Origin of the sequence: Lysobacter sp. TAB13 (assembly GCF_052113885.1) — a bacterium.
GTDB lineage: Bacteria > Pseudomonadota > Gammaproteobacteria > Xanthomonadales > Xanthomonadaceae > Lysobacter > Lysobacter gummosus.
In genome coordinates, this window is sequence record NZ_JBFRDR010000001.1 from 689,283 (window position 1) to 712,137 (window position 22,855).

25 protein-coding genes are annotated in these 22,855 nt (G+C 67.1%); 8 read left to right on the plus strand and 17 right to left on the minus strand.

The features are described 5' to 3' along the window. Window positions 1–124: 124 nt before the first annotated feature. Window positions 125–958, plus strand: coding sequence for an AraC family transcriptional regulator (locus AB4Y92_RS02620; RefSeq protein WP_441818230.1), 834 nt, complete (start codon window positions 125–127; stop codon window positions 956–958). Between the two features lie 33 nt (window positions 959–991). Further along, window positions 992–1,609: a class I SAM-dependent methyltransferase gene (locus tag AB4Y92_RS02625; RefSeq protein WP_441818231.1), complete on the plus strand. Its 618-nt coding sequence runs from the start codon at window positions 992–994 to the stop codon at window positions 1,607–1,609. A gap of 52 nt (window positions 1,610–1,661) precedes the next feature. Here the strand turns inward: AB4Y92_RS02625 and AB4Y92_RS02630 are convergent, their stop codons facing one another. The 4 genes from AB4Y92_RS02630 to AB4Y92_RS02645 form a co-directional block, all read right to left on the minus strand. Further along, complete coding sequence (locus AB4Y92_RS02630) at window positions 1,662–2,969, minus strand: esterase/lipase family protein (protein WP_441818232.1); 1,308 nt, start codon at window positions 2,967–2,969, stop codon at window positions 1,662–1,664. Window positions 2,970–3,471: 502 nt separating this feature from the next. Next, window positions 3,472–3,894 carry a GFA family protein gene (locus AB4Y92_RS02635; RefSeq protein ID WP_441818233.1) on the minus strand — a complete coding sequence of 141 codons (423 nt, stop codon included), beginning with the start codon at window positions 3,892–3,894 and terminating at the stop codon, window positions 3,472–3,474. 175 nt (window positions 3,895–4,069) lie between these two features. Beyond that, on the minus strand, window positions 4,070–4,408 hold the full coding sequence (locus AB4Y92_RS02640) for a hypothetical protein (RefSeq protein WP_441818234.1): 339 nt from the start codon (window positions 4,406–4,408) through the stop codon (window positions 4,070–4,072). Continuing rightward, the gene (locus tag AB4Y92_RS02645) at window positions 4,405–5,058 is read right to left on the minus strand and encodes an NUDIX hydrolase (protein ID WP_441818235.1); all 654 of its coding nucleotides are present in this window, start codon (window positions 5,056–5,058) and stop codon (window positions 4,405–4,407) included. Before AB4Y92_RS02645 ends, AB4Y92_RS02640 begins: the two co-directional genes overlap by 4 nt. Before the next feature lie 185 nt (window positions 5,059–5,243). Between AB4Y92_RS02645 and AB4Y92_RS02650 the strand changes: the two genes are divergently transcribed. From AB4Y92_RS02650 to mtnC, 5 genes are all read left to right on the plus strand, one after another. Then, window positions 5,244–6,740 carry an amino acid permease gene (locus AB4Y92_RS02650; RefSeq protein WP_441818236.1) on the plus strand — a complete coding sequence of 499 codons (1,497 nt, stop codon included), beginning with the start codon at window positions 5,244–5,246 and terminating at the stop codon, window positions 6,738–6,740. Between the two features lie 250 nt (window positions 6,741–6,990). Next, window positions 6,991–8,427, plus strand: coding sequence for an amino acid permease (locus AB4Y92_RS02655; RefSeq protein ID WP_441818237.1), 1,437 nt, complete (start codon window positions 6,991–6,993; stop codon window positions 8,425–8,427). Window positions 8,428–8,542: 115 nt separating this feature from the next. Continuing rightward, the gene (locus AB4Y92_RS02660) at window positions 8,543–9,181 is read left to right on the plus strand and encodes a methylthioribulose 1-phosphate dehydratase (RefSeq protein ID WP_215059165.1); all 639 of its coding nucleotides are present in this window, start codon (window positions 8,543–8,545) and stop codon (window positions 9,179–9,181) included. Beyond that, window positions 9,178–9,735: a 1,2-dihydroxy-3-keto-5-methylthiopentene dioxygenase gene (locus AB4Y92_RS02665; RefSeq protein ID WP_441818238.1), complete on the plus strand. Its 558-nt coding sequence runs from the start codon at window positions 9,178–9,180 to the stop codon at window positions 9,733–9,735. Before AB4Y92_RS02660 ends, AB4Y92_RS02665 begins: the two co-directional genes overlap by 4 nt. Window positions 9,736–9,870: 135 nt before the next feature. After that, window positions 9,871–10,566 carry an acireductone synthase gene (gene mtnC / locus AB4Y92_RS02670; protein ID WP_148648808.1) on the plus strand — a complete coding sequence of 232 codons (696 nt, stop codon included), beginning with the start codon at window positions 9,871–9,873 and terminating at the stop codon, window positions 10,564–10,566. Here mtnC and AB4Y92_RS02675 read toward each other — a convergent pair. The 4 genes from AB4Y92_RS02675 to AB4Y92_RS02690 all read right to left on the minus strand — a co-directional run bounded on the left by AB4Y92_RS02675 (window position 10,527) and on the right by AB4Y92_RS02690 (window position 13,742). After that, window positions 10,527–10,814: a hypothetical protein gene (locus AB4Y92_RS02675; protein ID WP_441818239.1), complete on the minus strand. Its 288-nt coding sequence runs from the start codon at window positions 10,812–10,814 to the stop codon at window positions 10,527–10,529. The two genes, mtnC and AB4Y92_RS02675, sit on opposite strands and share 40 nt — an antisense overlap. 14 nt (window positions 10,815–10,828) lie before the next feature. Continuing rightward, complete coding sequence (locus tag AB4Y92_RS02680) at window positions 10,829–11,293, minus strand: type II 3-dehydroquinate dehydratase (RefSeq protein ID WP_237049860.1); 465 nt, start codon at window positions 11,291–11,293, stop codon at window positions 10,829–10,831. 194 nt (window positions 11,294–11,487) lie between these two features. Then, window positions 11,488–12,042: a YdeI/OmpD-associated family protein gene (locus tag AB4Y92_RS02685; RefSeq protein ID WP_441818240.1), complete on the minus strand. Its 555-nt coding sequence runs from the start codon at window positions 12,040–12,042 to the stop codon at window positions 11,488–11,490. A 35-nt stretch (window positions 12,043–12,077) separates the two neighbouring features. Beyond that, complete coding sequence (locus tag AB4Y92_RS02690; protein ID WP_441818241.1) at window positions 12,078–13,742, minus strand: calcineurin-like phosphoesterase C-terminal domain-containing protein; 1,665 nt, start codon at window positions 13,740–13,742, stop codon at window positions 12,078–12,080. Window positions 13,743–13,990: 248 nt separating this feature from the next. On the opposite strand from AB4Y92_RS02690, the gene AB4Y92_RS02695 reads away from it, so the two are divergent. After that, a complete protein-coding gene (locus tag AB4Y92_RS02695) occupies window positions 13,991–14,785 on the plus strand; it encodes a hypothetical protein (protein ID WP_441818242.1) in 795 nt (264 codons plus the stop codon). Window positions 14,786–14,970: 185 nt separating this feature from the next. On the opposite strand, the gene hisIE is transcribed toward AB4Y92_RS02695, so the two are convergent. From hisIE to AB4Y92_RS02740, 9 genes are all read right to left on the minus strand, one after another. After that, the gene (gene hisIE / locus AB4Y92_RS02700) at window positions 14,971–15,630 is read right to left on the minus strand and encodes a bifunctional phosphoribosyl-AMP cyclohydrolase/phosphoribosyl-ATP diphosphatase HisIE (RefSeq protein ID WP_441818243.1); all 660 of its coding nucleotides are present in this window, start codon (window positions 15,628–15,630) and stop codon (window positions 14,971–14,973) included. After that, the gene (gene hisF / locus AB4Y92_RS02705; protein WP_235109723.1) at window positions 15,630–16,421 is read right to left on the minus strand and encodes an imidazole glycerol phosphate synthase subunit HisF; all 792 of its coding nucleotides are present in this window, start codon (window positions 16,419–16,421) and stop codon (window positions 15,630–15,632) included. The genes hisIE and hisF overlap by 1 nt, the downstream gene beginning before the upstream one ends. Next, entirely contained in the window at window positions 16,415–17,164 is a 750-nt protein-coding gene (gene hisA, locus AB4Y92_RS02710; protein ID WP_215059148.1) for a 1-(5-phosphoribosyl)-5-[(5-phosphoribosylamino)methylideneamino]imidazole-4-carboxamide isomerase, read from the minus strand. Before hisA ends, hisF begins: the two co-directional genes overlap by 7 nt. Before the next feature lie 2 nt (window positions 17,165–17,166). Beyond that, a complete protein-coding gene (gene hisH / locus AB4Y92_RS02715; RefSeq protein ID WP_057942512.1) occupies window positions 17,167–17,775 on the minus strand; it encodes an imidazole glycerol phosphate synthase subunit HisH in 609 nt (202 codons plus the stop codon). Continuing rightward, window positions 17,775–19,022, minus strand: coding sequence for a histidinol-phosphatase (hisB, locus tag AB4Y92_RS02720; protein WP_441818274.1), 1,248 nt, complete (start codon window positions 19,020–19,022; stop codon window positions 17,775–17,777). The genes hisH and hisB overlap by 1 nt, the downstream gene beginning before the upstream one ends. Before the next feature lie 5 nt (window positions 19,023–19,027). Next, window positions 19,028–20,131 carry a histidinol-phosphate transaminase gene (hisC, locus tag AB4Y92_RS02725; protein ID WP_441818244.1) on the minus strand — a complete coding sequence of 368 codons (1,104 nt, stop codon included), beginning with the start codon at window positions 20,129–20,131 and terminating at the stop codon, window positions 19,028–19,030. 68 nt (window positions 20,132–20,199) lie between these two features. After that, entirely contained in the window at window positions 20,200–21,519 is a 1,320-nt protein-coding gene (gene hisD / locus AB4Y92_RS02730) for a histidinol dehydrogenase (RefSeq protein WP_441818275.1), read from the minus strand. An 8-nt stretch (window positions 21,520–21,527) separates the two neighbouring features. Then, complete coding sequence (gene hisG, locus AB4Y92_RS02735; protein WP_057942510.1) at window positions 21,528–22,442, minus strand: ATP phosphoribosyltransferase; 915 nt, start codon at window positions 22,440–22,442, stop codon at window positions 21,528–21,530. A gap of 84 nt (window positions 22,443–22,526) precedes the next feature. Continuing rightward, the gene (locus AB4Y92_RS02740; RefSeq protein ID WP_057942509.1) at window positions 22,527–22,838 is read right to left on the minus strand and encodes a YerC/YecD family TrpR-related protein; all 312 of its coding nucleotides are present in this window, start codon (window positions 22,836–22,838) and stop codon (window positions 22,527–22,529) included. Window positions 22,839–22,855: the final 17 nt, after the last annotated feature.

Consider the following 22,855-nt stretch of genomic DNA (forward strand, 5'->3'; position numbering starts at 1 on the left):
CGGCTGGCCTGAAGCGGCGACGGCCGGGGCTTGATCGCGCGGCCGCGGCGGCCGTGGACGAACGATCAAGCCCGTCCGCGCGGGGTTTGCTACGGTGTTGCGCAGCCGACGCCAGGACCCGCCGATGACGGTCGTAGACAAAGCGCTGTGGATCATCGAGCGCAATTCCAGCCGCGAACTCAGCCTGCCCGCGGTCGCGGCGGCCTGCGGCGTGTCGCGATCGCATCTGGCCAACGCCTTCGGCAGCGCCACCGGGCGACCGGTGATCCAGTACCTGCGCGCGCGCCGTCTCACCCGAGCGGCCGAGACGCTCGCCGGCGGCGCGGCGAGCATTTTCGATGTGGCGCTCGATGCCGGCTACGGTTCGCATGAGGCCTTCACCCGCGCCTTCACCGAGTTGTTCGCGGCTACGCCCGAAAGCGTGCGCGAGCGCGCCACCACGCAGGGGCTGACGCTGGTGCCGCCGCTGCGGTTTCAGGCGAGCGCGCAACCGCTGCTGGAGCCGCCGCGGCTGGCCGAGGGCGACGCGATACGCGCCGTGGGCCTGAGCCGGCGCCACGGTTTCGACTCGGTCGTCGGCATTCCGATCCAATGGCAGAGTTTCATGTCCGCTTATGCCGACATCCGCGATCGCATCGAAAGCATGCCGATCGGTATCGTCGGCCCGGCCGACGAAAGCGGCGGTTTCGAGTACGTGTGCGCGGCGGAAGTGGCGCAGTTCGAGCGCGTGCCGGCGCGGCTGATCCGGGTTGAGATCCCGGCCCGTCGCTATGCGGTGTTCGAGCATCGCGCGCATGTTTCGACGATCTTCGCCACCTATACCGCCATCTGGAACGAGGGGCTGGCACAGGCCGGACTGAGCCCGGCCGATGCGCCGGTGCTTGAACGGCATCACCCCTCGTTCGACCCCGATACCGGCGAAGGCGGAATCGCGTTGTGGATTCCGTTGAGCCTATGAGCCGCTATCTAATCTTCATGCGAGAGCGACGAGATGACCGATCCCGACAACGCCAATAACCGCCGCACCGTGGCGGCTTACGAAGATTACGCGCGCAGCTATGCGCAGGCGGTCTCAGCGACGCCATCGGCCGGCGAGGCCGAAGGCCTGCGACGATTGGCCGCGGCCGTCCCGGCGGCCGGCCGCGTGCTGGATATCGGCTCCGGGCCGGGCTGGGAGGCCGACTTCCTCGAAGCCCTCGGCCTGCAGGTTCGCCGCACCGACGTGACCGAATCGTTTATCCAGTTCCAGATCGAGCGCGGCAAAGCGGCCTACCGGTTCGATGTGCTGAGCGATGAGATCGCAGATACCTACGACGGCATGTTGATGCTGTACGTGCTGCAACACTTCGAACGCGGGCAACTGGACGGCGTGTTGCGCAAACTGGCTCGCGGCCTGAACGCGAACGGTGCGCTGCTGCTGTCGCATTTTCTCGGCGAGGGCGAAACCTGGGAAGGCGATGCGCAGGACTATCGCTTCGTGCGCTGGTCGAGCGAGGCGCTGGACGAACGCCTGGCGCAAGCCGGATTCGCGGTGGAGTGGGAGAACTTCGACGAAAGCGAAAGCGAGGAACGGCCTTGGCGCCGGGTGCTGGCGCGCAAGCGCGGTTGATCGGCGACGCGCCTGCGTTCGCGGTTATCGGCCGATGGCTATCGCTGCGCCTTCATCGATCCGGCGCCGGCTTCAGCCAACGCCGCAGGTGCGCGTACACCTGCGCATCGCTGAGCAGGTCCAGATGATGCAAGCCGTAACCCACCCATTGCCGCGACTTGGGAATATGCAGATCGAAGGCGGGATCGCGGTGATAGCCCAGCGCGCTGGCGACCGGCACCAGGCCATCGCCGGACGGCAGATCGGCATCGGCGGCGTGCGCGTTTTTTGAAGCGGCAGGTTTCGCGGAGCCGCGCTTGTCGGTCGATACCGCGATCGCGTAACTGCGCACTGCTTGCGGTAACGGAACCGGCGTGCGGGTGTCCGCGCGCTCGTCGCCTCCTCCGCGTTTTTTATCGGTGCGCACGCGGTCTGCATGCTTGCGCCAGTCCGAATCCAGCAAATTGCCGTGGCGCAGGTCCTGAATGCCCGCGCTGCGGATTTTGCCGAGGCGCGCGAACGGCGCGGTGTACGGGCTGAGTTGGATCAGCATGTCGAACCAGCTGCCGGCGCGCTCCAGCGGCGCGCCTTGATGCGGGGTGCCGAGAAACACCAGACTGTCGAGTTGGTCCAGCCATCGATGCCCGGCCTGCTCAGCGGCATAGCAGGCGCTGCGCGCGACCAGTCCGCCCATGCTGTGGCAGACGATGGCCAGCCGCTCCACCGGCACCGGCCACTCGCGCAGCAGGCGCTCCAGGCGCGAGGCGAATTCGCGGCCGCTGACCGAGATATGCCGGCCGCTGTTGTAGTGCAGATACACGGGCGTCCAGCCGTCGTCCTGCGCCAATGCGGCGCCGTGGTCGTGACCGTCCCAGTTCCATTGCAGGTCGTTCATGCACAGGCCGTGCACCAGCACCACGATCTTGCCGCTGGCCTGCGGCAACGCCGCCGCCAAGGCTCTGCGTCCCAGCCGCAGCGCTTGGCCGTGGCTGCGCAGGCGCATGTCGATCGCCATCGGATTGTCGGTCGCGGCCAGATGGTCGCCTAGCACGCCGTTGAGCGCGGCGATCACCGCGTCGCGTTGCGGCAGCGAATCGATGCGGTCCAGCAGGGGCGCGACCTGGGCGAAGGCCAGATCGAGCGCGTCGCCGACGAAGCGGGTGATGCCGCGCACGCTGCGATACACCTGTCCGATGATACCGCGGGTGGGGTCGCGCACCGGATTGCCCAGCGGCGCGGGCAAGGCGGCGATGGTGGCGTGGACGGATTCGACCAGATCGGCGACGCCGGTGATGGCGTCGATGGTGAGGCGGCCGATGCCGCGCAAGTCGGTGCCGTGTCCGTGGCCGGCCTCGGGGCTGGCAAAGCGTTTGTTGGGCATTGCCGCGCGGTCGGGGGGCTTGGGGCTCCAGACTAACGCAGTCGGTGGGGGCTTGGTGTTTGCGGGTGGGGCGCGCTGTCGGAATGCGGCCACGCTTTTGCTCGTCATTCCCGCGAACGCGGGAATCCAGGGCCTTTCGTGCGAGAACGTTTGAAGTCACTGGATTCCCGCTTTCGCGGGAATGACGGTCTGGAAAGATGGCGCTGAAGTCTCTGGATTCCCGCTTTCGCGGGAATGACGGACTGGAAGAATGGCGCTGAAGGCTCTGGATTCCCGCCTTCGCGGGAATGACGGTCTGGAAGGATGACGCTGAAGTCTCTGGATTCCCGCCTTCGCGGGAATGACGGTCTGGAAGAATGGCGCTGAAGTCTCTGGATTCCCGCTTTCGCGAGAATGACGGACTGGAAGGGTGGCGCTGAAGTCTCTGGATTCCCGCCTTCGCGGGAATGACGGACTTGGAGTTCGCGGGAATGACGGGCTGGAAGGATGACGCTGCAGACGCTTACATCAACCGCTTATCCGCCGGCTCATGCTCGAACCGATCCGCACGGCCGTCGCGATAGGTAATCGGCGCGGCCGCGAGTTCGTCGATGGAGGCATCGTCGAGCAAAGCCAGATTGATCGCGTAGAACTTGCCGCCCATCGATTCGTGATCGCCCCAGGCGTAGGTGCGGCTGCCGCAGGTCGCGCAGAAGTTATGGTGCAAGAACGGGTTCGGGCGGCCCGGCGGCGTCCATTGGTATTCGGTCTGCGCGGCCTCGCCATCGACCACGTGCACTTGCGCGGCCGGCACGAAGGCGAACCAGTTGCGGTTCTTCGCGCAGTACGAGCAGTTGCAGCGCTGGGTGCCGGCCTGCAGATCCAGATCGAGTTCGATGCGCACAGCACCACAGTGGCAACTGGCTTGGTAGGTTTTGAGCGTCATGGCGAGCCTCGGCGGTGTGCGTGATGAAATCATCGGCGAATGCCTGGCCGCAGGCCTTATCGCCCGCGCACCTTCGTGCGGATTCGCATGCTGGCGCGACTGGCGGCCAGCCTCGCGCGCGGCGCGGGCGGCGGCCAGTGATTCTTGTCAGGCCGCGGTGCGCGCGAACGCCCGCTCAGCGACGCAGCAGCGAATACAGGGCGTAGCACAAGCCGCCGACGACGCGCGTGATCGCGACGCACGCCAGCAGCCCGACGACGAACAGGACGCCCCAGGCCCACAGCGCGACCGGCGCGCCCCACGCGGCTTCCATCGCGCGGAACGCGGCGAACACAACGTAGCCGCCGCCGAAGAACCCGCTGGCTTGGGCGATCAGGGCGACGGCGGACGAATTGCGGATCTGCTTGCCGCAGCCGGGGCACTTGACCGAGGCAGAAGTGCCGACGACATCGCCGGCGCGCAATGGCACGCTGGCGCCGCAGTGAGCGCAGGTCTTGGTGTGGACGACGATCATGTCGGCACAGTCAGCGCGGCGCGCGCCAACCACTTGCGCGCCATCCGCCGCATCGAGTCGTCGGTGCCCGGATCCTCGGGCAGTTCCGCGATCTCGCGCCAGGCCAGGTCCAGCGATTCCTCGCTGATCACGTAGTCCTCGTTGTCGCCGGCGCGCACGACGTAGCGCAGGTCGTAATGCCAATGGCCCGGCACTTCGCGGCGTTCGGGAATCCAGTGGCGGTCCACGTCGAACAAGTCCGGGTCCACCGACAGGTCGGTCAGGCCCGACTCTTCCTCGGCTTCGCGCAGGGCCACCTGGGCGAGGTCGCGGTCGCCGTCGGCGTGGCCGCCCAGTTGCAGCCAGCGGCCCAGCTTGCGGTGATGGGTCAGCAGGACGCGGCGGCCGGCGCGGTCGATCAGCCAGGCGCCGCCGGTGAAGTGGCCGGCCAGCCGCTCGCGCATAAACGGGTCGGCGGCGCCCGCGATCGCATGTTGCGATGCGCCATCGGCGCCCGCGGCCGCGCCGCCGGGCCCGCGATCGGCCTGCAGCGCTTCGTCGAGCAGTTCCAGGAACGGCTGCGTATGTTCGGCCTCTTCCGGCCAAAGTCGCGCATATTCGATGAGATTGGAACGAAGTTCGGCTATGGCGTCGGAATGTTTCGCGGACATGCGTAAAAAGGTGCTCGACGGGTGATACGGACTGTGATTATGCGCGCAGGAACCATGACCGTATCCGCTTGCCGCCCATTTCAACACTAGGTTAAGGTGGCCCGCCGCCCCGCTCTGGAGGCCGGTCATCGTCGTCGCCAGAACGACGGGTACAGATCACTTCTTACGAGAGAGAGGGGAGTTCGATGTCGAGAGGCCTGTTCATCACCAAGCCGGTGCAAGCCGCGCCGCATGTAGACGCCGGGGAAGTTCACGGCAGTCTGGGCGGCGAAGATTCGCTGAAGCGCGCACTGACTTCCAAACACTTGGTGATGCTGGGCATCGGCGGCGTGATCGGTGCCGGTATCTTCGTCCTCACCGGCCAGGCGGCGGCGCAACATGCCGGCCCGGCGGTCGTCATCAGCTTCATGCTCGCCGGCTTCGCCTGCGCCCTGGCCGGCCTGTGCTACGCCGAGTTCGCGGCGATGCTGCCGGTCTCGGGCAGCGCCTACTCCTATTCTTATGCGACCCTCGGCGAGGGCGTGGCCTGGTTCATCGGCTGGAACCTGGTGCTGGAATATCTGTTCGCGGCCTCCACCGTATCGGTCGGGTGGTCGGGTTATTTCAGCGAGCTATTGCATTTAGTTGGCGGATGGACAGGCACGGACATATCGCTGCCAAAGGCATTGGCGTCGGCGCCGTATGAATTCGTCAACGGCCACATCCAGGCTACCGGCACCCTGATCAATCTGCCGGCGGTGTGCATCGTCGCCGCGCTCAGCGGCCTGTGCTACGTCGGCGTGACTCAGTCGGCCTTCGTCAACTCGATCATCGTCACCATCAAGCTGATCGTGATCCTGCTGTTCCTGGCGTTCGCGCTGAAGTACATCAATCCGGACAACTGGACCCCGTTCATTCCGGAAAACGAGGGCCCGGGCAAGTTCGGCTGGGAAGGCATCACCCGCGCGGCGGCGATCGTGTTCTTCTCCTACATCGGGTTCGACGCGGTCTCCACCGCCGCCGGCGAAGCCAAGAATCCGCAGCGCGACATGCCGATCGGCATCCTGGGCTCGCTGGCGATCTGCACGGTGCTGTACATCCTGGTCTCGCTGACCCTGACCGGCATCGCCGATTTCCGCACCCTCAACACGCCCGAGCCGGTCGCCACCGCGCTCAGCAATTATTCGGCGCTGAACTGGCTGCGCTTCATCGTGGTGATCGGCGCGTTGGCCGGCCTGTCCTCGGTGATCCTGGTGATGCTGATGGGCCAGCCGCGCATCTTCTTCACGATGTCGCAGGACGGCCTGATTCCGAAGATCTTCTCCAAGGTGCATCCGAAGTTCCAGACGCCCTACGTCGGCACGATCATCGTCGGCATCTTCGCCTGCGTCCTGGCCGGCCTGTTTCCGATCAGCGTGCTCGGCGAGCTGGTGTCGATGGGCACCCTGCTGGCCTTCGCCACGGTCTGCATCGGCGTGCTGGTGCTGCGCTATACCCGCCCCGACCTGCAGCGTCCGTTCCGGGTGCCGTTCCCCTTCATCGTCTGCCCGCTCGGCGCCGCCGCGTGCCTGTTCCTGTTCTGGCAGGCCTTCGCCGAGCATTGGCGCCTGATGGTGGGCTGGACCGCGATCGGCGTGTTCATCTACATCATCTACGGCTACCGCAACAGCAAGCTGCGCAGGCTCGCGTCCAACGCGGCCTGATCGGCACGAAGCAGTCAAGGCCGGCGGGAGTGCTCCCGCCGGCCTTTTTCCATTTCACGTAACGGGCATCGCATCGGCGATCGGATTCGAGTCATCAGGCCCGCGGGCTTTTGATCGTCGCTCCCGCGAACGCGGGAATTCCAGCGACTTCAAAGGTTCTCGCATCAAAGGCCCTGGATTCCCGCGTTCGCGGGAATGACGGAATGGAAGATCGTCGGCGCGGGCCGCAAGCAGCACCAGGACCAAACGCATGCTGGAACAACTTCGGGCGACCAAACACCCGCACGCCGCCCACACCGAGGCCGAAGGGCTGAGCCTGCACCGCACGCTGGGGCCCTGGGGCCTGACCGCGCTGGGCATCGGCGCGGTCATCGGCGGCGGCATCTTCGTGATCACCGGCAAGGCCGCGGCCGAACACGCCGGCCCGGCGATCATGCTGTCGTTCGTCCTGGCCGCGATCTGCTGCACCTTCTGCGCGCTGGCCTATGCCGAATTCGCCGCGATGGTGCCGGTCTCGGGCAGCGCCTACACCTACACCTACGCCACCCTGGGCGAACTGGCCGCGTGGTTCATCGGCTGGATGCTGATATTGGAGTACGGCGTATCCGCCTCCGCGGTGGCGGTCAGCTGGACCGGGTATTTCCTGAGTTTGTTGCAACACTTCGACATAACCCTGCCGGCGGCGCTGGTGCAGGCGCCGCTGGACGCCAAGCTGCGCCCGACCGGCGCGATCGCCAACGTCCCGGCGGCGATCATCGTGCTGCTGCTGACCTGGCTGTGCTACGTGGGCATCCGCAAGTCATCGGCCATGAACATGGCGATGGTGCTGCTGAAGTCGGGCCTGATCGTGCTGGTGATCGTGGTCGGCTGGAAGTACGTGAATCCCGAGCTGTGGCACCCGTTCATCCCCGAATCGCAAGGCCACGGCAAATACGGCTGGGAAGGCGTGCTGCGCGGGGCCTCGATGGTGTTCTTCGCCTACATCGGCTTCGAAGCGGTGTCGGTGGCGGCGCAGGAGTCGCACAAGCCGCAGAAGGACATGCCGATCGGCATGCTGGCTTCGCTGGCGATCTGCACCGTGCTCTACATCGGCATGGCCGCGGTGATGACCGGCCTGGCGCCGTACGCGACCCTGGGCACCGACGAACCGGTAGTGACCGCGATCGCCGGCCACGCCGGCCTGAACTGGCTGCGGGTGGTGGTCGAGGTCGGCGCCCTGGTCGGGCTGTCGTCGGTGGTGCTGGTGATGATCATCGGCCAGCCGCGCATCTTCATGATCATGGCGCGCGACGGCCTGTTGCCGCCGGTGTTCACCAAGATCCATCCCAAGTACCGCACCCCGCACATCAACACGGTGATCACCGGCATCGGCATCGCCCTGCTGGCGGCGCTGTTCCCGCTGGACATCCTCGGCGACATGACCTCGATGGGCACCCTGATCGCCTTCGCCGCGGTCTGCGCCGGCGTGCTGATCCTGCGCCGCACCCAGCCCGACCTGCCGCGCCCGTTCCGGATTCCCTTCGCCTGGCCGATCTGCCTGGCCGGCATCATCAGCTGCCTGGTCCTGCTGTCCACCATGACCGCGCACAACTGGATGCTGATGGCGGTGTGGACGCTGATCGGCTTCGTGATCTATTTCGCCTACAGCATGCGCCACAGCAAGCTGGCCCGGCAGAACCGGCAATAGCCGAGCCGCCGGGATTCGGGCAGCGGCCCCGGCCGCCCCGATCCCGGCCCCGCGGCAACGCTGCGTTGCCGCAGAAACGAGGCAAGCCACACGTCCGGGCGCTAAACTTGGGCCCATGAACAGCGCCCTGCCCTACGATCCGCAACGCCTCGCCCATTGCGCCGGCGAGATCATCGTCAACGTGCGCGAGTTGTCGCAGCGCGGCTGGACTCCGGCCACTAGCAGCAATTTCTCGCGCCGCATCGACGCCCAGAACGTCGCCATCACCGTCTCCGGCCGCGACAAGGGCCGGCTGACCGAGGCCGACATCATGGTCGTGGACCTGGACGGCCAGCCGGTCGCCACCAGCCACCGCCCGTCGGCCGAGACCCTGCTGCATACCCAGCTGTACAAGCGCTACCCGGAGATCGGCTGCGTCCTGCACACCCATTCGCAGACCCAGACCGTGGCCTCGCGCCTGTACGCCGGCCAGGGTCACGTGCACCTGGAAGGCTACGAACTGTTGAAAGCCTTCGCCGGCACCACCACGCACGACACCGAGCTGGACCTGCCGGTCTACCCCAACACCCAGGACATGCCCACCCTCGCCGCCCAGGTCGATGCCACGCTCGACAAGCAGGCGATGTGGGGCTACCTGATCGACGGCCACGGCCTGTACGCCTGGGGCCGCGACATGCCCGAAGCCCGACGCCATCTGGAGGCGTTCGAATTCCTGCTGGGATGCGAACTGGAACTCAGGAGGCTACAGCGATGAGCCGGCTGCGCATTTTCCCGCAAGACCAACCCGATACCCCGAACCTGAGCACGTCCGACCAAGCGCAGATCGCGCATGAGCTGGCCAAGATCGGCGTGGGCTTCGAACAATGGCGCGCGAGCCAGCCGGTCAAGCCGGGCGACACGCCCGAGGCGATCATGCAGGCCTATCGCGGCGACATCGATCGCCTGGTCGCCGAGCGCGGCTTCAAGACCGTGGACGTGGTCAGCATCGCCCCGGACAACCCGCAGCGCGAAGCGATGCGCAGCAAGTTCCTGGATGAGCACTATCACAAGGAAGACGAAGTGCGTTTCTTCGTCGCCGGCTCGGGCTTGTTCACGCTGCACGTCGAGCCGAACGTCTATGAGATCAAGTGCGAGACCGGCGATCTGATCTCGGTGCCCGACAGCACCCTGCATTGGTTCGACATGGGGCCGCAGCCGAGCTTCGTCGCGATCCGTTTCTTCACCGAGCCGGACGGCTGGGTGGGGCATTTCACCGGCAGCGATCTGGCGCAGCAGTTTCCTCGGTATGAGGAAGGGCAGGCTGCTTGAGGCTGAGGAGTGAGACAGAGGAGTGAGGAACGAGTAAAAAAGCTCGCTCTATTTTCCTTATCCCGCCCCAGTCGTTTGCTCAGCTGTTTATGCTTCCCACTGTCTACTCACTCCTGCCCACTGATTCCTAGCCCTATGCCCATCCGCGCCATCCTCACCGACATCGAAGGCACGACCAGTTCGATCTCCTTCGTCAAGGACGTCCTGTTTCCGTACGCGCGCCGCGCCCTGCCGGGCTTCGTCGCCACCCGCGGCCGCGAGCCGGGCGTGCGCAAATGGCTGGACACGGTCGCGCTGGAGAACGGCGGCGCCTGTCAGGATTCGGTGATCGTCGAAGTGCTGCAGGGCTGGATCGACGAAGACCGCAAGCACACCGCGCTCAAGGCGCTGCAGGGCATGATCTGGGCCGACGGCTACAAGAGCGCGGATTTCACCTCGCACATGTACCCCGACGCGGCACCGGCGCTGCGCCAGTGGAAGGACCAGGGCCTGCGCCTGTATGTCTATTCCTCCGGCAGCGTGCCCGCGCAGCGTCTGCTGTTCGGCCACAGCGACGCCGGCGATCTCACCGAGCTGTTCTCGGGCTGGTTCGACACCGAAGTCGGCGGCAAGCGCGAGGCGGCGAGCTATGAACGCATCGTCGAATCGATCGGCCTGCCCGCGCACGAAATCCTGTTCCTGTCCGACGTGATCGAGGAACTCGACGCGGCGCGCGAGGCCGGACTGGAAACGGTGTTGATCGATCGCCTGGACGATTACCCGACGCCGCGCGAAGGCGCGGCCACCAACGATCATCCGCGCGCGACATCGTTCGACCAGATCGAGGTCTGATTTCGGCTGGCGAATATCGCATTCGCCGCAACTGAGCTTTCGCGGTCGCGGCTCGCGCCGCTCCTACAGCGACTTGTAGGAGCGGCGTGTTCGTTCGCGGCCTGGGCGCGAATGCGGTTGAGCAGTTCGGCCGGATCGAAGGCGCCGGGCTCGGCCGGCGCGTAGTCAAGGGTGGTCTGGCCCCACACGATGAAGCGGCCGCCGACCAGGATTTCGTAGTCGGCGAAATAGAAGTAATGCACGCTCATGGCGATGCCGCGGCTCAGGTGCCGACGTGGACGTCGTTGCCGCTTTCCGCGCAGCCCAGGTGTTCCAGCGCGATCGCCAGCGCGAGCGTGTAGCTCTGCGCGGCGTAGCCGTGGATCAGGCGCAGGCGCTGGCCGCAATCGGGCGCGATCGACGGCTCCAGCGCGTTCATGTCGTCGTCGTGGACTTCGATGTACGGCACCGACAATTGTTCCAGCGCGCCGCGCAGGTTGTCGCTGACCGGCAGGCAGGCGCCCGGATCGAGCAGCAGCAGTTCGGCATTGGCCGCGCGCATGCCGCGCAGGCACTCGATCAGCTCGCCCTCGTTGCGGCAGCTGCGCACTGCGATCGCCTTGCCGGCGTCGGCGGCGCGTTCGACCAGGGTCGCGCGCACTTCGCCGGCCAGCGGCGGGACCATCGAATCGACGGCGGTGCCGGCGTTGGGGCCGCGCAGAATCAGGATCGACACGTCGGGACTCACTGCGCGCTCGGGGTGGCGCGCCTTGGAGTTCACTGTAGGAAGACGGGGCGTAAAGGCGCTATGCGCGGGCGGGCGCGGGGCGTAAATCCCGCGTCAATTCCTGGCGGGGGTTGGGCGTATGGAGCGATGCGGGCCCTCACCCCAACCCCTCTCCCGCCTCGCGGGAGAGGGGCTCGGTGCGCGGTGGCGCGGGCTCAGCCGTGAATCTTTTCCCGGCGCGCCAACATCGCCACCAGCTTCTCGATGCGATCGGCGCGCGTCTGCGCCTTCTTCGCCGTCTGCACTCGCCACAGCACCGCGTAGCGGTTGGTCTTGTCCAGGGTCTCGAAGAACTTGCGCGCCTTGGGCTGTTTGGCCAAGGCCTTGGCCAGATCCTCCGGCACTTCGATCTTGCTCGCCGAATCGTAAGCCGCGTCCCAGCGGCCGTCGGCCTTGGCCGCATCGATCTCGCGCTGCCCGCCTTCGCGCATGCGGCTGGCGGCGATCAGCTTTTCGATCTTGCCGATATTGATTTTCGACCACAGGCTCTTGGGCCGCCGCGGCGTGAAGCGCTGAAGAAAATACACCTCGTCCAGGCCGCGCTTGAGGCCGTCGATCCAGCCGTGGCACAAGGCCACGTCCAGCGCTTGTTCGTAGTTCACCGTGACCACCGCCTGGCCTTTCTTGGCGATCTTCAGCCAAACGCCCCTGGCCTCGGATTGGGCTTCCAGCCAACGCTCGAATGCGGCCGGGTCTGCGAACGCGATCACCGGCAAATCGTCCGCGGGCCCTTTCGGCGTCGGACTCACGGCGCGGCCTCCAGCAAACGGTACGAGGTGCGCAGACGCTGCTCGCCCTTCCAGGCGTCGAACACCCGCACTTCGATCGCATGCTCGCCGGCGGCGCTGTCGGTCGGCAGCGGCGCGTTCCACAGATGCGCGCTCGGCGTGGCGACCGCGGCGCGGTCGTAGCCGCGCAGGCTGGTGGCTTCATCGTCGCGCGCGTTCTCGGCCTGCAGCGCCGGATCGGGTTGATCGACGCGTTTCATCGCTTTCCATTCGCCGTCGTCGAGGCGGTACTCGACCCGGCTGTCGTCGCGGCCCATGAACACGTTCGCGAACACGCCGCGGATCGGATACGAGCCGCGGCGCAGCGTCTTGGGCGCGTACAGGCTCATGTACCGGTTCATCACTCTGTTCTGGATCGTCTCGGCGCCGGCGGCCGCCTGCGCGAGCGGCTTGGCCCCGGTTTTCGCCGGGTACCAGCTCAATTCGTATTGGGCATTGGCCTTCACCTGCAGCCGCGCATAACCGTTCGGCGTGCCGTCGCTCATCGTGGTGTCGGGAATGCCGTCGTCGTTCTTCACCCCCGACCAGAACGCGCCGCAGGCCGCGCCGACGTTGTATTCGTGCAGCGGCCGGGCGCCCTTCCAGCCCACCGAAGCGTCGTGAAACACATGGCGCTGCGCATGGCTGTGTCCGCTGAGCACCAGCACATGCGGGAACTCACGCAACAGATCGAACAAACGCTGGCGATCGGCATGACGAAACGTCTCGCGCCCCGGCGCGGCGTCGAACAACGGGATATGCATGGCCAACACCAGCAAACGCCGCTTGTCCGCGCTCGCCAGATAGCTTTCGAGGAAGGCGAACTGATCCGGCCGCAGGCCGCCGATGTAGTCGGGCTTGCTGCCGGGCTGATACACCACGTCGTCGAACACGACGAAGTTCGCCTGCGGCTCTTCCCAGGCATAGGTGTCGGGGCCGTAGATGTGGCGATAGCTCAGCAGCGAATCTTCATCGCGCGTGGCGTCGAAATCCAGGTCGTGATTGCCGGGCGCATGCAGCCACGGCACGCCGAGGCGGGCGGTGACGGCGTTGAGCTTGGGATACAGCGACAGATCGTCGTGAGTGATGTCGCCCAGGCTCAGGCCCAGATCGGCGACGGCGGCCTTGCCTTCGCGCTGCGCCAGCAGCGGCTCGACGATATCGCGGCGGTAGTAATCGACATCCGTCGCGTTTTTGGTCTGCGGATCGGCGAACACCAGCACGCGCAGATCGGGGGCGCCGCGCCACTGCGGCACCAGCGCATAGTCGCGACAGCTCGGCGCGGCCTGCGGCATGCCGCCGTACTTCAGCGGCGGCGGCGCACTCAGGCTTACGTTGAGCCAGTAATCCGGCAAGCCGCTGTCGCCGCGCGCAGCGATGCGATAACCGGCCGGCTTGATCAGGAACTGGCTGCGACGGTCGCGCAGCGGCAGCGTGTAGCGGCCCTGCGCGTCGGTGCGCACGATGGTTTCGCCGTCGGAGACGCGCTGCCCGGCCATGCCCGGTTCACCCGGGTCGCGCCGACCATTGCCGTTGCGGTCCTCGAACACGCTGCCGCCCTGGCACGGCGGAGGAAGCGACTCGGCCAAGGCGATCGGGACGAACAGGTACGACAGTGCGACGGCGATGGCGGACAGACGCATGGCAGGCTCCGAAACGATGCGGTCATTATGCCTGCGCGCACTGCGCAGGCCGCCGCGCCCTCGCCTCGCGGCCGCCCGCTCCGGCATCGCCGCCGAGCGCCTGCGCATTGCCCGATGCGATTTGCTGAAATCGTCAAAATGCTAGCCGTATCAGCGCTTTGCGCGACTTTTTCCTAGGGTCGGCCCCAATGGTCGCGGGCGTGCGAATGCACTAGCGTAGTCACACCCACCCACGCGTGGAGTCTCCCATGCTCAACCCCATCGACGCTTCGATGCCGGTGACCGCATACCGGCAACGTCCCATCCCGGAAGAACCGCCGACCGCCGCCGAGGCGACGGACAAGGCGATCGCGAAATACGAACTCGACGTCAAGAACGGCGCCAGCCCGTCGGATCTCGCCGACGATCGCGTCGCGATCGGCAAAGCCGTCGAGGTCGAGGTGCAATTGCAGATCCTGCAACTGCCCGGGCGCGAAAAAACCCAGCGCGAACCCACCGTCGCGCAACTGGTCGATCAGTACGGCAAGGCCATCATCGACCGTCACGCCGACGATCCGGCGGCGACGCGCGAACTGGTTCAGGGGGCGATCGACGACTACAAGACCACCGCCACCCAATGGACGCCGGAAGATCGCGGCAAGGTCGATGCCTACATCAAAGGCGCGATGGACCGTCATCCCGGCAACATCCAGGCCGCGTTCGAGGAACTGCGCGATCTGCGCTGGACGCCGGGACACTTCTACGACACCAACCTGGCGATCGGCGCGGATTATCTGCGCGCGCGCTGGGAGACCGAGAAGTCCAACAACATCGTCGGCGGCATCATGGTCGATGTGTATCTGGACAAGAAGCAGAACAACCAGATTCCGCAGAACGGCCCCGGCCCGGTGTCGCCGTATTCCGAGTTGCAGAAGGAATACATGCACAAGGGCGTCGAGGATCAGTGGAATACTTTGAACTGGTTCGAGAAGAGCTTCCTCAGCGACAACTCGGTGACCATCAGCGGGTTGGCTCGCGCTGCGTTCGAAAACGATGTGAGTTGACGCGAACCGAAGATATGAAGGCCACCGGTTGAACCGAAGCGGCAGTCTGCAACTGGTTTTTGTATTGAACGTCCAGCATTGAGCGCTCGATATTGAGCGCTCAGGCTGCGTGGGCTTCGGTTACTGCGCTTGCGTACGTCGCTTCGGTTGATCCGCGGCCTGCGCCGTACCGACGACAAACCGCATCACTCAGACGGCGCAACGCCGCGATGCGGCTTGCCATGCCGCGCGCGCAGCACCGCGACTGCATCGCCCAGCGACAGGCCGCGCGCGCGCAACAACACCTGCAGATGGAACAGCAGATCGGCGGCTTCGCCGCAAAGCGCGGCATCGTCCTGAACGACCGCGGCCAGCGCGGTCTCCACGCCCTCTTCGCCGACCTTCTGCGCGATCGAACGCACGCCCTTGTCGAACAGATGGGTGGTGTAACTGCCGGCCGGGCGTTCGCGTTCGCGTTGTTCGACCAAGTCATCGAGCTCGGCGAGGAACGACAGCGCATCGCCCGGATGGCCGGGCGCATTCGGGAAACAGCTTTCGCGCCCGAGGTGACAGGTCGGCCCGTGCGGCTGCGCGCGCACCAGCAAGGTGTCGCGGTCGCAGTCGGTTTCCATCGACACCAGGTCGAGGAAATTGCCCGAGGTTTCGCCCTTGGTCCACAGCCGCTGCTTGCTGCGGCTGAAGAAGGTGACGTGGCCGCTGTCCAGGGTGGCCTGCAGCGCCGCCCGGTCCATGTAGCCGAGCATCAGCACGCGCAGGCTAGCCGCGTCCTGGACCACGGCCGGGATCAGGCCCAGTTGCTTGTCCCAGTCGAGCGCATCGATCTGCTGCGGCGTCAACGCGCTCATCAGTGCAGTTCCCGCACCGGCACGCCCTGCTCGCGCAGCGCCTGCTTCAGCGCCGGAATGCGGATGCTGCCGGAGTGGAACACGCTCGCCGCCAGCGCCGCATCGACGTCGGCTTCGCGGAACACCGCGCCGAAGTGCTCGATGGTTCCGGCGCCGCCGGAGGCCACTAGCGGCACCTGGCAGATTTCGCGCACCGCGCTGAGCTGCTCGATGTCGTAACCGCTGCGCACGCCGTCGCTGCCCATGCAGTTCAGCACGATCTCGCCCGCGCCCAGCCGCTGCGCTTCGACCACCCAGTCCAGCGTGCGCTTAGGCAAGGCCTGGGTACGCGAAGGATCGCCGGTGTACTGGCGCACGCGCCATTGGCCGTCGGGATCGCGCAGGCTGTCGATGCCGACCACCACGCACTGCACGCCGAACTCATCCGCGATTTCGCCGATGAGCTCGGGCCGTTCCAATGCCGGGGTGTTGATCGAAATCTTGTCGGCGCCGGCGTTGAGCACGCCGCGCGCGTCGCCCACCGAACGGATACCGCCGGCGACGCAGAACGGAATGTCGATGGCGCGCGAGACGCGTTCCACCCAGCCGCGATCCACGCTGCGCCCCTGCGGGCTGGCGGTGATGTCGTAGAACACCAGTTCGTCGGCGCCGTCGTCGCGATAACGCAGCGCGAGTTCGACGATGTCGCCCATATCGACGTGATCGCGAAAACGCACGCCCTTGACCACGCGGCCGTCGCGGACGTCCAGACACGGCACGATGCGCCGGCTCAAGGGTGTGGTGGTCAGCAACGTCGTACCTGCTTCAATGCGTCGGTGAGTTGGAAACGGCCTTCGATCAGCGCCTTGCCCAGCACCGCGCCGCTGCAGCCGACGTTGTCGGCGGCGACGATGTCGGCGATGTCGCGGATGCCGCCGGAGGCCTGCAGTTGCACGTCCGGAGCGATCTCGTGGATGTGCCGGTACAGGTCGAGGTTCGGCCCGGTCATGGTGCCGTCGCGGGAAACGTCGGTGCACAGCAGATGGCGCAGGCCGGCCGCGGCGTAACGCGTCAGCAAAGGTTCCAGGCGCACGCCGCTGTCCTCGGTCCAGCCGGCGACCGGCAGTTCCCAGGCGCCGTCTTCAGTTTGGCGCACGTCCAGGGCGATGGTGATGCGTTCGGAGCCGAAGCGCTTGAGCCAGCCGATGACCAGGTCCGGGTCCTTGACCGCGAGCGAACCGACCACGACGCGGTCGGCGCCGGCGTCGATGATGGCCTCGACATCGGCTTCGCTGCGCACGCCGCCGCCGGTCTGCACGCGCATCCAGCTGGAGGTGGTGATCGCGCGCAGCAGCGGCGCCAGGGTGTAGCCGCCGTAGCGCGCGGCGTCCAGGTCGATGAGGTGCAGCCACTTGGCGCCGGCTTCGGCGTAACGCGTGGCCAGGGCCAGCGGCTCGGTCTCGTAACGGGTTTCCTGCGTGTAGTCGCCCTGGTGCAGGCGCACGACCCGCCCGTCGCGAACGTCGATCGCGGGATACAAGGTGCTGTTGCCCATGTTCACGCCTCCAGCGCCAGGAAGTTGGCGAGCAGGCGCGAACCCACGGCGGCCGAGCGTTCCGGGTGGAACTGGGCACCGAAGCAGCGTCCGCGTCCGGCCACGGCGGTGAAGCGGGTGCCGTAGCTGGCGCTGGCCAGGGTGTCTGGGGTCAGTGGCGCGGCATAGCTGTGGACGAAATAGGCCTGGTCGTGCTCGCCGATGCCGGCAAGCAGGCGCTGGGCGCCGGCCGATTCATGCTTCTGAAGGAGATTCCATCCCATATGAGGCACACGTACTCCTGGTCCTGGTTGCAACCTGGTGATCCGGCCCGGCAGAAGCCCGAGGCACTCGACCTCGCCCTCCTCCGAGGACTCGTACAACAGCTGCATGCCCAGGCAGATCCCGAGCAGCGGCTGTTGCAAGCGGCGGATCGTCGCAACCAGTTCCAGTTCGCGCAGTCTTGCCATCGCGGGGGCGGCGGCGCCCACACCCGGCAAGATCACGCGATCGGCGGAGGCGATCGTCGCGGGGTCCGCGGTCAGAATCGAACGCGCACCCAGCCGCTCCAATGCATAACGCACTGAGCCGATGTTCCCCCCCCCTGAATCGATGACAGCTACAACCGTCATCACAAAACTCCTTTGGTACTCGGCAGTTCACGCCCTTGACGAGCGATCGCCTGACGCAGTGCGCGCGCCACCGATTTGAAGCAGGCCTCTATTTTGTGGTGATCGTTATCACCTTCCACGTTCAGGTTCAGATTGAGTCCGGCGGTTTCGCACAGTGAACGGAAGAAATGCGGCAGCAGCTCGGTCGGGAAGTCGCCGACCCGCTCGCGCGCGAAGCTGCCGCTGAACACGAAATACGGCCGCCCGGAAAAATCCAGCGCGGCGCGCGCCAGGGTTTCGTCCATCGGCAGCACGAATTCCTGCGCTTGCGGCGTGCTCGCGTCGCCCTGCGCGTCTTGCGTATCGCCCACCTCGCCTTCCCCACCCTGCGCACCACCCAGATCGCCTTCCCCCCTTTGAAAAAGGGGGGCCAGGGGGGATTCGCTCTCAGCCGCAACCGCCTCGCCGCCAATCCCTGCCCGCGGATCGAACCCATAACGCCCGATCCCGCGCTTGTCGCCCAACGCTTCGCGCAGCGCCTGCCCCAGCGCCAGCGCGCTGTCTTCGATGGTGTGGTGCTCATCGATATGCAGATCGCCCTCGCAGCGCAGCTCGAGCGCGAAACCGCCGTGCTTGCCGATCTGTTCGAGCATGTGATCGAAGAACCCCAGCCCGGTGTGCACCTTGGGATCGGCGACGCGATCGAGATCCACCGCGACCTCGATCCGCGTCTCGCGCGTATTGCGCCGCACCCGCGCGGTGCGCGGACGGTCGGCCAGCGCATGGGCGATGCCGGCCCAGTCCCACTCGCCGCCGAACTGCTCGGTGCGCAGCTGGAACGCGCGGATGCCCAGGTTGGCGGCGAAACCGTTATCGGTCTCGCGATCGCCGACCATCGCCGAGCGCTGCCAATCGATGCCGCGATCTTTCAGCAGCGGCAGCGCCAGACCGATGCCCGGCTTGCGCGTGGGCAGGTTCTCCGCGGGGAAACTGGTGTCGATCAGCACTTCGCGAAACACGATGCCCTGGCTTTCGAAGATCTGCATCATCAGCTGATGCGGGCCGTCGAAACTCCAGCGCGGAAACGAGTCGGTGCCCAGGCCGTCCTGATTGGTGACCATGACGAACTCATAGCCGGCGTCGCGCAGTTTCAGCATCGCCGGGATCACCCCGCGCACCAGCCGCAGCTTGGCGTAGCTGTCGATCTGGAAATCGGCCGGCTCCTCGATCAAGGTGCCGTCGCGATCGACGAACACGATCGGCGTCAACCCGCTCATGCCGCCGCTCCGCAGGAAGCGCGCGCCACCCGGTTCAGCACTTCGATCACCGCCGCGTTCTGCTCCGGCGTGCCCAGGCTGATGCGCAGCGCGTCGCCGAGCTGCGGCGCGTGGCGGAAATCGCGCACCACCACGCCGGCGTCCAGCAGACCGTCGAACGCGGCCTGCGGATCGTCGAAGCGCGCGAGCAGGAAATTGGCCTGCGAGGGATACACCCGGCGCACGCCGGGCATCGCCCGCAGCGCCTGCAGCAACTTCTCGCGCTCGCTCATCGCGGTGGCGATGCGCGCCTTGGTGGTATTGCGCGGCACCTCGGCCAGCGCGCGCAGCGCCAGATTCACGCACGGCGTGGGCAGCGGATACGGCGCCTGGCAACGTTGCAGGGCGGCGATCACGCCGGCATCGGCGATCACGCTGCCGATCCGCGCCGCGGCCAGCGCATGCGCCTTGGACAAGGTGCGCAGCACGGCGATGTTGCGCCGGCGCGCGAGCGCGCTCACGGCCGAGTCGCCGTCGGCGAATTCGATATAGGCCTCATCCACGACCACCATCGCGCGGCCGCGCAGGCGCTGGGCCAGCGCTTCGATCTGATCGAGCGGCAACAAGGTGCCGGAGGGATTGCCCGGCGAACACAGGAACACCAGCTTGGCCGCTTCGCGTTCGGCCGCCTCCGCGATCGCGGCGAAATCGCAGACGAAACCCTCGGCGCTGTCGCGCAAGGGCGCTTCGACGATGCGGGTGCCGTGCAGGCGCGCGTTGACCGCGTACATGCCGAAGGTCGGCGGCGTGATCACGATGGAGTCGCCGCCGGGGCGGCAGAAGCCGCGCACGAGCAAATCGATCGCCTCATCGCTGCCGCGGCCGGCCAGCAACTGCTCCGGCGCGCAGCCGTACAGTTCGGCCAGACATTCGCGCAAGCGTTGCGGCTGCGGATCGGGATAGCGGCGTACCGCGCCCTCGCCGTCGGCGACGCTGGGCCAGGCGGCTTCGTTGGCGTTGAGCCAGACCCGGCCGCTGCGCTTTTCGCTGCGCGCCGAGCTGTAGCCGGCGAAATCGCGCAGGTCTTCGCGCAACAGGTTCATGGGGTTGTCGTCGATCATGTCTGGTTCTTCGTGCCCGATCTTGAAGCGTGGGGTTGCCGCGTGCCTATCGTATCGGTCCGGCGCGCTCAGGCGCGTGAGCCGGCGCCCTGGCGCAGATGCTCGCGGCGGATCGCCACCGCCGCCCGGTGCGCGTCCAGGCCTTCGGCCGCGGCCAGTTCCATCGCGCAGCCGCCGATCGCCTCCAGGCCGTGCGCCTGCACTTCCTGCACGGTGATCGCGACCTGGAAGCTGGCGACATTGAGCCCGCCGGCGTAACGCGCCGCGCCGCTGGTCGGCAGGACGTGGTTGGTGCCGCTGCAATAATCGCCCAGCGCTTCCGGGGCGAAGTCGCCGAGGAACACTGAGCCTGCGACCTCGACCGCCGGCAGCCACGCGCGCGCGTCGCGCAGCGCCAGGATCAGGTGCTCGGGCGCATAGCGGTTGCTGACCTCCAGGGCGGTGTCGATCGAATCGACCCGGATCGAACGCGAGGAGCGCAGCGCGATCCGCGCGGTGTCGGCGCGCGAAAGATTGGCCAGTTGCTTCTCCAGCTCCGCATCGACCGCGTCGAGCAGGCCGACATCGTCGCTGAGCAGAATCACCTGCGAATCCGGCCCGTGTTCGGCCTGCGACAGCAGATCGGCGGCGACGAAATCCGGATAGGCGCCGGCATCGGCAATCACCAACACTTCCGACGGCCCGGCCGGCATGTCGATGCCGGCACCGCCTTCGATCAGGGCGACCTGACGCTTGGCCTCGGTGACGAAGGCATTGCCCGGGCCGAACAATTTGTCGCACTGGCCGATGCTCTGCGTGCCGAAGGCCATCGCCGCGATCGCCTGCGCGCCGCCGACCTTGAACACGCGGGTGATGCCGCAGCAGCGCGCCGCGTACAGCACCGCCGGATCGGCGCTGCCGTCGCGGCGCGGCGGCGTGCACAGCGAGACCTCGCGGCAACCGGCCAGCAACGCCGGCACACCCAGCATCAGCGCCGTAGACGGCAACGGCGCCGAGCCGGCCGGCACGTACAGGCCGACGCGGCGGATCGGCCGCAGCACGCGTTCGCAGCGCACGCCCGGCGCGGTGTCCAACTCATACGGCTGGGTCATGCCGGCCTGGTGGAACAGGCGGATGCGCTCGGCGGCTTCGTCGATCGCCGCGCGCAATTGCGGCGACAGCGATGCCTGCGCGGCGTCGAATTCGTCCTCGCCGACGCCGAAGCGCTCCGGCGCGCCGCCGTCGAAGCGTTCCGCGTAACGGCGCAGCGCCGCGTCGCCTTCGCTGCGCACCGCGGCCAGGATGTCCGCGACCGCCTCGGCGGTGGTCTGGCGGGTTTCCTGCGCCGGCCGGCGCAGCACGCCGGCGCGCTGGCCGGCGTCCAGCGCGTTCCAGTCGTAGCGCTGCATCAACCCGCTCATGCCAGCATGCCCTCCACCGGCAGCACCATCAGGCCGCGCGCGCCGGCGCGCTTGAGTTCTTCCAGCCGCTGCCACGTCACCGCGCCGTGGCACAGCGCCTGCAGGGCGATGTCGTCGCTGCTGTCCAGGCGCATCACCGTCGGCGCTTCGGCATCGGGCAGCAGCGGCAGCAATTCGTCGAGCAGGCTGCGCGGCGCCTGGAACATCAGCAGCTTGCTGTTGCGCACGCGCATCGCGCCGTCCAGGCGGCGCAGCAGCAGGTCGGCCAGTTCGCCGCGCACGTCGTCGAAGCCGTCGATCGGCCCGGCCAGCACCGCCTCGCTTTCGATCAGCGTCTGCACCGCCTTGAGTTGATTGGCGCCGAGAGTGGCGCCGCTGGAAACCAGATCGCAGATCGCCTCGGCCTGTCCCAGACGCGGCGCGATTTCGACCGAGCCCGACAACAGCACCACCTGCGCATCGACGCCCTGCTCGGCCAGCCATTGCGACAGCAGCGCCGGATAACTGGTGGCGATGCGCTTGCCGGCCAGTTGCTGCGGGCCTTCCCACTGCCACGCGTCGGGCACCGCCAGCGCCAGCCGGCAACCGCCGAAGCCGAGCGGGCGCCATTCGCGGAACGCCGGCGCGCGGCCGCTGCCGCGGCGGTCGCCGTCCTGTTCCAGCAGCACGTTGCGGCCGACCACGCCCAGATCGCAGACACCGTCGGCGATCAGCCCGGGGATGTCGTCGTCGCGCACCAGCAGCAGGTCGACCGGCAGGGTTTCGCCGTAGCAGAACAGGCGGTCTCGGCTTTCGCGCCAGCTCAGGCCGCAGGCCGCGAGCAGGGCGCGCGCCGGTTCGGCCAGACGGCCGGACTTCTGGATCGCGATGCGCAGGCGGTCACGCGCTGCGGCGCTGGCGGGAGGGCTCATGAACGGGTCTCGGAAAGAAGATCGGGCGATGGGGGAAGACAGGCGGCGGGCCGGCGGCGCGCGCGATAGGTAAGTGCGCGGCGGTCAGCGATGGCGCGCCGCACGCCGGTGCAGGGCCGCGGCATAACCGCCGGCGCCGCGTTCGAACACCCGCGCGACGCGGCCGATGGTGGTCACGCTGACCTGGGTGCGGTCGTGGATTTCGCGGTAAGGCACGCCTTCGCTGAGCAGCGGCACCACCCGCCAGCGGTCGCTCATCGCTTCCAGCTCGGCCGGCGTGCACAGGTCTTCGAGGAAGGCCCGCACCTGTTCGGGCGTGCGCAACGCGGCCAGCGCCATCGCCAGGTCGGCGATGGAATCTTCAATCTGGTCGCTGTCGGTGGAGCGGCGCTTCATCGTGGAGAACCTTTGCC